The 12,200-nt window shown below is 49.6% G+C and carries 12 protein-coding genes; 10 read left to right on the plus strand and 2 right to left on the minus strand.

Annotated elements, in window-relative coordinates:
- The first annotated feature begins 142 nt into the window (after positions 1-142).
- The 5 genes from AC6R0L_RS05565 to AC6R0L_RS05585 all read left to right on the plus strand — a co-directional run bounded on the left by AC6R0L_RS05565 (position 143) and on the right by AC6R0L_RS05585 (position 4,979).
- Entirely contained in the window at positions 143-1,519 is a 1,377-nt protein-coding gene (locus AC6R0L_RS05565) for a PhoH family protein (RefSeq protein WP_487901762.1), read from the plus strand.
- 165 nt (positions 1,520-1,684) lie between these two features.
- Positions 1,685-2,689 (plus strand): ornithine carbamoyltransferase, encoded by a 1,005-nt coding sequence (locus AC6R0L_RS05570; RefSeq protein ID WP_334555063.1) that lies wholly within the window; start codon positions 1,685-1,687, stop codon positions 2,687-2,689.
- A 269-nt stretch (positions 2,690-2,958) separates the two neighbouring features.
- The gene (gene pyrB, locus AC6R0L_RS05575; protein ID WP_500628526.1) at positions 2,959-3,888 is read left to right on the plus strand and encodes an aspartate carbamoyltransferase; all 930 of its coding nucleotides are present in this window, start codon (positions 2,959-2,961) and stop codon (positions 3,886-3,888) included.
- A gap of 18 nt (positions 3,889-3,906) precedes the next feature.
- Positions 3,907-4,368: an aspartate carbamoyltransferase regulatory subunit gene (gene pyrI / locus AC6R0L_RS05580; RefSeq protein ID WP_334555061.1), complete on the plus strand. Its 462-nt coding sequence runs from the start codon at positions 3,907-3,909 to the stop codon at positions 4,366-4,368.
- Positions 4,369-4,589: 221 nt separating this feature from the next.
- Positions 4,590-4,979 carry a RidA family protein gene (locus AC6R0L_RS05585; protein ID WP_500627084.1) on the plus strand — a complete coding sequence of 130 codons (390 nt, stop codon included), beginning with the start codon at positions 4,590-4,592 and terminating at the stop codon, positions 4,977-4,979.
- 172 nt (positions 4,980-5,151) lie between these two features.
- On the opposite strand, the gene AC6R0L_RS05590 is transcribed toward AC6R0L_RS05585, so the two are convergent.
- Positions 5,152-5,328, minus strand: a complete 177-nt coding sequence (locus AC6R0L_RS05590; RefSeq protein WP_500628527.1) for a hypothetical protein — start codon at positions 5,326-5,328, stop codon at positions 5,152-5,154.
- A gap of 116 nt (positions 5,329-5,444) precedes the next feature.
- Positions 5,445-6,377, minus strand: a complete 933-nt coding sequence (gene mdh / locus AC6R0L_RS05595) for a malate dehydrogenase (protein WP_334555058.1) — start codon at positions 6,375-6,377, stop codon at positions 5,445-5,447.
- A 331-nt stretch (positions 6,378-6,708) separates the two neighbouring features.
- On the opposite strand from mdh, the gene argR reads away from it, so the two are divergent.
- From argR to AC6R0L_RS05620, 5 genes are all read left to right on the plus strand, one after another.
- Positions 6,709-7,179 carry a transcriptional regulator ArgR gene (gene argR, locus AC6R0L_RS05600; RefSeq protein WP_334555057.1) on the plus strand — a complete coding sequence of 157 codons (471 nt, stop codon included), beginning with the start codon at positions 6,709-6,711 and terminating at the stop codon, positions 7,177-7,179.
- Between the two features lie 335 nt (positions 7,180-7,514).
- Entirely contained in the window at positions 7,515-8,483 is a 969-nt protein-coding gene (locus AC6R0L_RS05605; RefSeq protein ID WP_500628528.1) for a TAXI family TRAP transporter solute-binding subunit, read from the plus strand.
- A gap of 335 nt (positions 8,484-8,818) precedes the next feature.
- The gene (locus AC6R0L_RS05610; protein ID WP_500628529.1) at positions 8,819-11,398 is read left to right on the plus strand and encodes a TRAP transporter permease; all 2,580 of its coding nucleotides are present in this window, start codon (positions 8,819-8,821) and stop codon (positions 11,396-11,398) included.
- A gap of 73 nt (positions 11,399-11,471) precedes the next feature.
- Entirely contained in the window at positions 11,472-11,909 is a 438-nt protein-coding gene (locus tag AC6R0L_RS05615) for a universal stress protein (protein ID WP_334555054.1), read from the plus strand.
- Between the two features lie 210 nt (positions 11,910-12,119).
- Positions 12,120-12,200 (plus strand): DUF2061 domain-containing protein (locus AC6R0L_RS05620; protein ID WP_500628531.1); only part of this gene is annotated, 81 nt, incomplete at its 3' end.

The following is a 12,200-nucleotide window of genomic DNA, read 5'->3' on the forward strand; positions in this document are numbered from 1 at the left end:
CCATGTCAGCTTCCTGCTCACTGAAGGTGTCACTGCAAAATGACTGCAAGTTACCTCACACGATGAGGATACACCTGACATGGCGCACACGCCGTGCTGCGTATGACAGGTAAGCAAGCCGCGCTGCGGCAAGGAGACGCTTATGGGTGATACGGAACGGAAACTATTCGTTTTAGACACCAACATCCTTCTTCATGAACCTCACGCAATCTACTCATTCCAAGAGCACGATGTCGTCATACCGATGACGGTCCTCGAGGAGCTCGATAAAATCAAAGACAGCAAACGCGATGTGGCTCGCGACGCCCGCGTCGCCATTCGCGCGCTCGAAGCACTGTTTAAAGACGCCACGCCCGATGAAATATCAGAAGGCATCCCCATCAACCGCGATAAAGAAAGCACTGGTCACATCGCCATTTTGGCGGATTTCGAACTGCAAGAAACCGTCAAAGCCTTCGCAGACAAAGCCGGTGATAACCGCATTCTCAACGCCGTGCTCTACTTACAAAACAAGCGTGCGCCGCGAGAAGTGATCCTCATTACCAAAGACATCAACATGCGTTTACGCGCCAAAGGGGCGGGAGTACGTTTTGTTGAGGACTATCGCACCGACCAACTGATCGATGATGTCCAATACCTCACCAAAGGTTACCAACAGATCGAAGGGGAGTTTTGGAGCAAGGTCGATGAAGTCGACAGCCAAACCATTCACGGCCGCACTTACCACACATTGCCGCGCGAGCCGTTTGAACCCACTTACATTAATCAATATGTCTTGGACGATTCGAGCGACTTTGCCGGTCGAGTCGAGGACATCACTAGCGACAAGATCACCATTAAAGATCTCAGCCGGGAGCGGTTGATGCACCGTAAGGCGTGGGACATCACTCCAAAAAACATTTACCAAGGCATGGCCCTTGATGCGCTGCTCGATCCCAATATCGATTTGGTCATCTTGACGGGCTCTGCGGGCAGCGGGAAAACCTTGTTGGCGCTGGCCAGTGCACTTGAGCAGACTATCGAAAAAGGTATGTTTGATAAAATCATCGTCACCCGAAATACGCCCGATATTGGCGAGTCAATCGGCTTCTTGCCCGGCAGCGAGGAAGAGAAGATGATGCCTTGGCTTGCGGCGGTTACCGATACCTTGGAAGCGCTGCACAAACATGATCACTGTACGGAGGGATCGCTCAAGTACATTTGCGACAAAGCCAACATCCAGTTCAAATCGATCAACTTTATGCGCGGACGCTCCATTCAGAATGCGTTCGTGCTGTTGGATGAGTGCCAAAACCTAACGGCGTCTCAAATCAAAACCATCATCACCCGTTGTGGCGAAGGGACGAAAATTGTCTGCTCCGGTAACTTAGCGCAGATTGACTCCCACTACCTCACGCCGGTGACCTCGGGGCTCACCTACATGGTCGAGCGATTTAAAAACTTTGAAGGCAGCGCCAATATTCACCTCAACGGTGTGGTGCGCAGTCGCTTGGCAGAATTTGCGGAAGAGAACTTGTAACCTCGCTAAGCCGCCCTGTCACTCACAACCACATTAAGCATTAATAGTCACAAAAAGCGGGATATTATCTATATCTCGCTTTATTTTTAAAATAATTATTCACAAACAACCGTCAGATATGTTTAACTATTGGCAAATAATGAATACCGATTCAAGGACTGGTGTATGGCTTTTAATCTTCGTAATCGTAACTTTCTCAAGCTGCTTGATTTTACCCCCAAAGAGATCCAATTTTTGCTCGACCTTTCTGCGGATTTAAAAAAAGCGAAATATGCCGGGACGGAGCAAAAGAAGCTCGTGGGTAAAAACATTGCCCTTATCTTTGAAAAGTCATCGACACGAACTCGCTGCGCGTTTGAAGTCGCCGCGTTTGATCAAGGCGCGCAAGTCTCTTACATCGGCCCATCGGGTTCACAGATTGGCCATAAAGAGTCAATGAAAGACACCGCGCGCGTACTGGGTCGCATGTACGATGGCATTGAATATCGCGGTTTTGGTCAAGCGATCGTCGAAGAGCTGGGTCAATACGCTGGGGTACCAGTTTGGAATGGTTTGACCGATGAGTTTCACCCGACGCAAATTTTGGCCGACTTTCTTACCATGCTCGAACATGGGCGAGGAAAACAGTTGCACCAAATGCGCTTTGCTTACCTCGGTGATGCACGCAACAACATGGGCAACTCTTTGATGGTTGGAGCAGCCAAAATGGGTATGGACATTCGCCTAGTCGCACCGAAAGATTTTTGGCCCGAGGCTGAGTTGGTGGACACTTGCCAAACCATCGCTGCGCAAACAGGGGCACGCATCACATTGACCGAAGATGTGGCGCAAGGCGTGGAAGGTTGTGATTTCCTTTACACCGACGTTTGGGTGTCGATGGGTGAAGCGCCTGAAGCGTGGGATGAACGCGTGGCCAAAATGACCCCGTATCAAGTCAATGCGGCAACGCTTGAAAAGACCGGCAACCCGCACGTCAAATTCATGCACTGCCTGCCCGCTTTTCACAACGATGAGACCACCATTGGCAAACAAGTGGCCGAGAAATATGGCATGAACGGCCTCGAAGTGACCGAGGAGGTGTTTGAATCTGAGCACTCGATCGTCTTCGATGAGGCAGAAAACCGAATGCACACCATTAAGGCTGTGATGGTTGCCACATTGGGTAGCTAGTATCGAACACAGATCGACACAAAAAACCGCGATGCAATCGCTTGCTCTGCGCAAAGTTCGGCGTATAATGCTCGGCAATTTGTCTGGAGATAGTGAAATATGTCACGTCGTTGGTGTGTTACAAAGCGTGTTACTGCACATAAGCAAAATGGCTTATTGATGCGACGTTTCTCTATCTTCATTGATTTGTAAAGCCTCCCGTTATGGGGGGCTTTTTTATGCCTAACACTTATTATTCATGCCTAACGCATACAACTGGGAAGATGATTATGACAAACTCGCTTTACAACAAGCACATTATCTCCATTCCTGAGCTTTCACGTGAAGAGCTGGAATTGATTGTCAAAACCGCAGGTCAACTCAAAGCTGAGCCAAACCCAGATTTAATCAAAAATAAAGTGGTCGCGAGCTGCTTCTTTGAACCCTCGACACGCACTCGACTCTCATTTGAGACCGCGATTCAACGTATTGGTGGCGACGTGATCGGCTTTGATAATGGTGGCAACACCTCTCTGGCGAAAAAAGGCGAAACCCTGGCTGACTCCGTGCAGGTCATCTCTTCTTATGTGGATGCCTTTGTGATGCGCCATCCTCAAGAGGGCGCGGCGCGTCTGGCGTCGGAGTTTTCTAGAGGTGTACCTGTGATCAATGCAGGCGATGGTGCCAACCAGCACCCGACGCAAACTTTGCTCGATCTCTTCTCGATTGCCGAAACCCAAGGCCGCTTAGACAACCTCAACGTTGCCTTCGTCGGTGATCTTAAATATGGCCGCACTGTACACTCGCTGACTCAAGCGCTGGCGAAATTTGATAACGTTCGCTTCTTCTTTATTGCACCTGAAGCGTTAGCGATGCCTGATTACATCTGCGAAGAGCTCGAAGAAGCCGGTATTCGATTTAGCCTTCATACCGATATGGAAAGTGTCATCCCTGAGCTGGATGTGCTGTACATGACACGCGTGCAAAAAGAGCGCTTTGATGAGTCTGAATACGCCCACATCAAATCGGCCTACATCTTAACGGCAGCCATGCTTGAAGGTGCACGTGACAACTTGAAAGTGCTTCACCCACTGCCACGCGTCGACGAAATCACCGTGGATGTCGATAAAACACCCCACGCGTACTACTTCGAGCAAGCTGAAAACGGCGTTTACGCTCGTGAAGCGCTACTCGCCCTTGTCCTTAATCCAGACCTTTAATCGCAGGAGACTCCCATCATGGCAAAAGAAAAACAGTTGCAAGTTGAAGCCATCAAAAACGGCACCGTGATTGACCACATTCCCGCGAAAATGGGCATCAAGGTCCTGAAGCTATTTTCAATGGATGAGTCAAACCAACGCGTGACGGTTGGGTTGAACCTCCCTTCCTCCGCACTGGGCCATAAAGATCTGCTCAAGATTGAAAACGTCTTTATCAGCGAAGAGCAAGCCAATAAACTGGCGCTGTACGCCCCTCATGCAACCGTCAATCAGATTGAAGATTACCGCGTAGTGAAAAAGCTCGCTCTTGAGCTTCCACGTCAAGTCAACAATGTGTTTGCCTGCCCGAACAGCAACTGCATTACCCACAATGAACCGGTAGAAAGCAGTTTCGCGGTAATTGAGAAAAAAGACGAGTTTCGCCTTAAGTGTAAGTACTGTGAAAAAGTGTTCTCACGCGAAGTGGTCACTGAGCGCTAAGCTCACTCTCCACAGACCCATTTCATCCCCGCCGCTGCGGGGATGCTTCTTTACCTTTCATTTTTTCTTTACCTTTCATTTTTTCTTTACTCTTCATTTTTCTTTACCCATCAAGGGATTCACGGCACACTGCTCTATTAAGCGAACGCCTCACTCGTCGAGCACTCGGCCCTGTAAGCGTTACTATCTCATCAGCTAAACACTCATTCAGGAAGAGAGACATGACCAAAGTACTTCATACAGAATCAGCACCAGCAGCGATTGGCCCATACGTACAAGGCGTTGACCTTGGCAACATGGTTCTGACCTCTGGACAAATCCCAGTCAATCCTGCAACCGGTGAGGTCGCAGAAGATATTGCCGCTCAAGCACGCCAATCACTAGAAAACGTCAAAGCCGTGGTAGAAGCATCAGGCTTGACGGTTTCAGATATCGTGAAGATGACGGTGTTTGTCAAAGATTTGAACGATTTTGGTACGGTGAACGAAGTGTACGGTCAGTTTTTTGATGAGCACAACGTCGCCAACTACCCTGCACGCTCTTGTGTAGAAGTGGCACGTCTACCCAAAGATGTCGGCATTGAAATCGAAGCGATTGCGGTGCGCAAATAACGGCAATGTTCAGGTTGCCTTAGGGGACTCTAACCTGAGGAACTCTAAACAAAAAGCGAGCCTAACCCGGCTCGCTTTTTCGCTTTTATTGTCCGTAGATATTGCTCGGCAAGAGAGGTTGATTAGCAAGATTAAGTAAGGGAGAAGATGGGCCCTTCCCCAAGCGCGTCATTCATTCGCCGTACGACTCTCGCACATTGGCGAGATCACTCACCAGCGCCGCGAACTGAAAGCCTGACTTTGGATCTTGGATTAAGGCGATGTTAGTCTGTCTGTCGACCACCAAAACTTCGCCTCGCCCCTCAGCGCATTCGACCATCATACCTTTTGTAACTTGACACACGTCCATTGGGTGACTCCTCTTTTTTGCCTGTTTACGAGAAGTGCCATCGTCAGGATCACCGTCAGACGCGACAAATAAAAACGGCCTCACAAGGAGGCCGCTCAAATCAGAGTGGTTGGTCGTTATTTCACGAACTCAACACCGGTTTGGATATCACCGTTTAGTGTCTCTAGCATGCCGTCAAGCGCGTCTTTCTCAAACGCACTGAGCGCACCGTAGCTAAGCACTTCTTCAACACCCTCTTTACCCAGTTTCACTGGTTGAGCAAAGAATGGGGCGTGCTCACCATCACCTTCAACGTACGCGTACTCGATGACTTCTTCACCTTGCAGTGCTTTCACCAACGCAAGGCCGAAACGACACGCAGCTTGGCCCATAGAGAGCGTTGCGCTACCGCCACCCGCTTTCGCTTCAACCACTTCTGTACCTGCGTTTTGAATGCGTTTGGTGAGAGCGGCCACTTCTTCGGCGCTAAATTCCACACCTTCCACTTGAGACAGTAGTGGAAGAATCGTCACGCCAGAGTGTCCACCGATCACCGGTACACGCACTTGACCTGGATCTTTGTCTTTCAATTCAGCCACGAAGGTTTCAGAGCGAATCACGTCCAGTGTCGTTACACCAAACAGACGACGCTTGTCGTACACGCCCGCTTTTTTAAGCACTTCAGCTGCGATAGGCACTGTCGTATTCACTGGGTTAGTGATGATGCCCACTAAGGCTTTCGGGCAGACCACCGCGATCTTTTCTGCCAACGACTTAACGATACCTGCGTTGACGTTAAACAAATCGGCGCGATCCATACCTGGCTTACGAGCCACACCTGCAGAAATAAGAACAACATCGGCACCTTCAAGTGCAGGTGTTGGATCTTCACCGGCGTAACCTTTGATAGACACAGGCGTTGGGATGTGGCTTAGATCCGCAGCTACACCCGGCGTCACTGGCGCAATGTCATACAAAGCCAGATCGCAGCCTGCAGGAAGGCGGTTTTTCAGTAAAAGGGCTAGGGCTTGACCGATGCCACCAGCGGCACCAATAACAGCTACTTTCATTGTAGTTCTCCTTGAGATGGATCTCTTATATGTATCTTGTAGGGTATTCTGTACTCAGGTGTGTCCAAGCTAAACCAATCACATCCTGATTACAATCAATTAACGTCAGCTTTGCGACCTTGCGCAATCCACCATTAACGTGCTACAAATTTCACGCGCATTATCCCCTGTTCTACCTTGTATGACAAAGGGTTAAGCCCTCTTTTGTCCTTGGCGTTTTTCGCCAGTTTACAGTGATACGCTAGACAGAATTTCAGCTTTTCCATAGCTATAACTGCATAGCTATGCGAGAATATTCACTTCCTGTATAGACACTACTGGTGGAAGAAACATGCGCCATTCAGAAAAACAAGATAGCTTAGTGAGAGCGTTCAAAGCCCTATTGAAAGAAGAGCGATTTGGCTCGCAAGGTGACATCGTTGATGCACTGAAAAATGAAGGGTTTGACAACATCAACCAATCAAAAGTCTCACGGATGCTGACTAAGTTTGGCGCAGTGCGTACTCGCAACGCCAAAATGGAGATGGTCTACTGCTTGCCTGCCGAACTGGGTGTCCCTACCGTTTCAAGCTCACTGCGTGAGTTAGTGCTCGATATCGATCACAACGAGGCCTTAGTCGTGATTCACACAGGCCCAGGCGCGGCGCAGCTGATTGCCCGTTTATTGGACTCTTTAGGCAAAGCAGAAGGTATTTTGGGCGTTGTCGCCGGTGATGACACCATCTTTATTACCCCAACACTGAGCATCACGACCAAGCAACTGTTCAAATCAGTGTGCGAATTGTTCGAGTACACTGGCTAACGTTTCATATTATTGACGCTTTTGATGATCGCGCTGACGCTCATTCAGCGTGATCTGCATCACATCCTGATTAAAATCCAACAATCACGACAAAGCAACCGTAAGTAATTGATTTACTGAAAAAATCATCACAGAACAATCCCTATACATTCTCCTCACAATCAGCCCAAATCGCTACATTAGTTAACATACGTGTAATTATGTGCCAATTTTTTGGTATTATTCAGCCACTTTTTCAACATACGGATTGAAAAAGATGCCGTTTCCAGTAAGAGGAAACGCCCAAAGCAACTACACTTGCTAAGGGGCTAATAATGAATAAGGAAGGGAAATTCATGGCATTGAACAAACTTATTAAAGTCGGTGCGATTGCAGCTGCTGTAATGGGTGCTGGCGCCGTTAACGCACAAGAGTTCATCACAATTGGTACAGGTTCGGTTACGGGTGTTTACTACCCGACGGGCGGCGCCATTTGTAAACTGGTGAACAAAGGCCGTAAAGAACACAATATTCGTTGTTCTGTAGAATCAACCGGTGGTTCGATCTACAACGTCAACACCATCCGTGCTGGTGAGCTGGATTTTGGTATCGTTCAGTCTGACTGGCAATATCACGGTTACAACGGTACAAGTAAGTTTGCTGAACAAGGCCCGTACAAAGATTTACGCGCTATGTTCTCTCTACACACCGAACCATTTAACATCATCGCACGCAGTGATGCGGGCATCGACAACGTGTCTGACCTAAAAGGTAAGCGCGTCAACATCGGTAACCCGGGTTCTGGCGACCGTGCAACCATGGGTGTGGTCATGGAAGCCATGGGTTGGACCAACGAGGACTTCAAATTAGCGTCTGAGCTAAAAGGCTCTGAGCGTTCTCAAGCGCTGTGTGACAACAAAATTGACGCGTTCGTTTACGTTGTGGGTCATCCAAATGGATCGATCAAAGAAGCGACCACATCATGTGATGCGAAGCTAGTTTCTGCAACGGGCGAGAAAATCGATGCCATCGTCGCAAACAACCCTTACTACGCATACAGCACAGTACCTGCCGGCATGTACCGCGGCACTGAAAACGACGTAAACAGTTTTGGTGTGGCAGCGACTATGGTGACCACAGCCAACGTGTCTGACGACGTCGCGTACAACGTAGCGAAAGCGGTATTTGAAGATTTCGATACCTTCAAGCGCCTACACCCTGCGTTTGCAAACCTGAAGAAAGAAGACATGGTAAAAGCTGGTCTTTCTATCCCTCTTCACCCAGGTGCAGAGAAATACTACAAAGAAGTTGGCCTACTGAAGTAAGCCACTTTGTACAAACCCGGGACATGGCGCTCGGGTTTGTAGCGCCCGCATAAGGGCCGCTCCCAATGTCTCTTTTAGGGTTTCACATTTTTGAAACCCTTCTTCGTTTTATAGTAATAACCCAACGGTACTGAGAATGCAGAACTCGCCGCGCATGGCACGTCGACGATGCAATCAAGGTCACTCTTCCCCACACAATGCCAATACGCTGGGCGGCGCGTGGGCAGGAATAAAGCAATATGGCTTCTTTTCGCTACACTGAAAGAGGCCAATAAAGATTCTGACTGCGACTGACGTCGTGACCGAATGAATCATTTATAACAAGGATAAAGACCATGTCGAAGACAACCACTCCGTCTCCTGATGTGCAAGAAATGGTTGCCCAAGCCGATACTGGCGCGCGTGCTCCTAGCGGTATCGCCGGACGTATCTTATGGTTTGTGCCGCTTTGTTGGTCACTCTTCCAACTTTGGTATGCCTCACCTTTGCCGTTTATTTTCAATTTTGGCGTACTGAACGACACCGAAGCTCGTTCCATTCACCTCATGTTTGCGGTTTTTCTTGCCTTTACTGCCTATCCGGCCATGAAAAACTCTCCGCGCGATACCATTCCCGTGGTGGACTGGTTATTGGCGCTGGCAGGCAGCTTTTCTGCTGCCTACATCTACTTGTTCTACACCGAGCTCGCGGGTCGCTCTGGCGCGCCGACCACATTAGATATTGTGGTCGCGGTCACTGGGATGATTTTGCTCCTTGAAGCGACACGCCGAGCACTTGGGCCACCATTGATGGCGGTAGCCGCGGTATTTTTACTCTATACCTTCGGCGGCCCTTACATGCCAGATGTCATCGCTCACAAAGGGGCGAGCCTCAATAAAGCCATGTCTCACCTTTGGCTCACCACCGAAGGCGTATTTGGTGTGGCACTGGGCGTCTCGACCTCGTTTGTTTTCCTTTTCGTCCTCTTTGGCGCCATGCTTGAGCGCGCTGGGGCTGGCGCTTACTTTATTAAAGTGGCCTTCTCGCTACTTGGTCACATGCGTGGTGGCCCAGCAAAAGCCGCCGTTGTCGCTTCTGGCCTCTCAGGTCTGGTATCGGGCTCTTCGATTGCCAACGTAGTGACCACGGGGACCTTTACCATCCCACTGATGAAACGTGTTGGCTTCCCTGGCACCAAAGCCGGGGCCGTGGAAGTGGCTGCCTCGACCAATGGTCAGTTGACGCCACCTATCATGGGTGCGGCGGCATTCTTGATGGTGGAATATGTCGGGATCTCTTATGTCGAAGTGATCAAAGCAGCGCTGCTACCGGCGCTGATCTCCTACATTGCGCTGATTTACATCGTTCACTTAGAAGCGTGTAAAGCGGGCATGACAGGTCTACCTCGTCGTCACAATCCGACCTTAGTTCAAAGCCTGCTGTCGTTTACTGGTACCATTTTGGGGCTGTGTATCATCAGTGCCTTGGTTTACTACGGCGTGGGTTGGACCAAGGATGTCTTTGGTGCTGCGGCGACGCCGATTGTCACTGTCGCCCTACTGGTCGCCTACGTGGCTTTGGTTAAGATCTCCGCCAAGTACGCGCACGAAGGCGCCATCGAGATTGATGCTGAACTGACCGAAGTGCCCGATCCCGGCCCAACGGTGAAATCTGGCCTGCATTACCTGCTACCCATTGTGGTCCTAGTGTGGTGTTTGACGGTGGAGCGCTTCTCTCCGGGTCTGTCCGCGTTCTGGGCAACCGTGTTTATGATCTTTATTTTGATCACCCAACGTCCATTAATGGCGTTGATGGCGAAACAAAGCAATCTGCTTGAGCCAGCAAAAGAAGGCTTCGTCGATTTGGCTGAGAGTCTCGTCTCTGGTGCGCGTAACATGATTGGTATCGGCGTCGCCACGGCGGCAGCGGGTACGGTCGTCGGGGTAGTCACCTTAACCGGTATTGGCCTCGTCATGACAGACTTTGTCGAGTTCATCTCCGGCGGTAACATCATCTTGATGCTACTGTTTACAGCCTTGATCAGTTTGATCTTGGGCATGGGTCTTCCGACGACGGCAAACTACATTGTGGTCTCTACCCTGATGGCACCCGTTATCGTTACCTTGGGCGCGCAGCACGGTTTGATCATCCCATTGATCGCAGTGCACTTGTTTGTGTTCTACTTCGGCATCTTAGCCGACGATACGCCACCGGTCGGTTTGGCGGCGTTCGCAGCGGCAGCCATTGCCAAATCGGATCCTATCCGTACTGGTATTCAAGGCTTTACCTACGATATTCGAACCGCGATATTGCCTTTTATGTTCATCTTCAACACGCAACTGCTGTTGATGGGGATTGATACCTGGTGGCATCTCGCCTTAACCATCATCTCCTCCATTATTGCGATGTTGATATTCTCCGCCGCGACACAAGGTTGGTGGTTCACCAAGAACAAATGGTGGGAAACGGTACTGCTACTGGTGCTGACCTTCTCCTTCTTCCGCCCGGGTTTCTGGTGGGATATGTTGTACCCAGCGAAAGTTCTTTCACCGGGTGTTGAGGTGGCTCAAATTACTGAAACACTAAAAGTGGGAGAATCGCTCGAATTACGAGTCTCAGGGGAAACTCTGGAAGGGGATATCGTTGAGAAGACGGTGCGCTTGCCTTTCGAAGATAACGCGAAATCAGCGGACGATCGCCTTGCCTCTATGGGTCTGATGTTAACCGAAGACGCGGGCAAAATGATTGTTGATATGGTCGAGTTTGGCAGCCCAGCGGAATCGGCGGGCATTGACTTCGATTGGGAGATCCAATGGGTGGTCCAGGATGCCGATCGTCCAATGAAGGAGTGGGTATTTGTCCCTGCTCTGCTTATTTTGATCGCCATGGGTCTCAACCAGAAAAAACGAGCTCGTAAGGAACAGCTTGGCGCCTAATAACACTCATACCAAGCAAAGCCGCGCTCCTAACGAGCGCGGACTTTAGCGGGTATCAATCAGAGAACTAAACATGTACAAACAAATTCTTGTTCCCGTTGACCTCAATGACAAAGGCTTTTGTGACCGAGCCGTCGAACTGGCAGTCTGGCATGCGAAGCACTCGAACGCAGAAATTCACCTGCTGAACGTGCTTCCGGGTATTCACATGTCGATGGTCGCCACTTACTTCCCCAAAGATGCGGCGAAGAAAATGAAGCAAGATGTCGAAACGCAACTCAAGCAGTTCGCGGCGCAGCACATTGATGAAGATGTGGTGTACAAAGCCCATGTGGCAGAAGGTAAACCCTATAGCACCATTTTGGACTACGCTGAAAAACTGGGGGCGGATCTCATCATCATGCCAAGCCACAAGCGTTCAAAAATCGATAAAGTCGTTCTAGGCTCTGTGGCAAGTAAAGTCGTACAGAACTCTCCGATTAACGTTATGGTCGTTAAGCCAAACGCGTAACCGGCGCGCCGCGTTGCGAGACGTCTCCTTTTATCAATAGGGCCCTCAACAGAGCGCCCTTTTTCTTTCCCTGTTCAACTCCCAGCCCTGAGTCACGACGGCTTATTCAATAGTTTTTACCTATTGAATTTATCGAATTGTCCAATTTTCTTTAATGCAAATAATTATCAATAATATCTCTATCGACACGACAGAGCATTGGACTTCACCATGAAAAAGACACTGACATTCGCAGCCTTGCACTTTACCATTGCGTTTAGCGTCGCCTACCTACTGACCGGTGATATTTTA

The sequence above is a fragment of the Vibrio sp. R15-SG3-ISO1A genome (genome assembly GCF_059833955.1).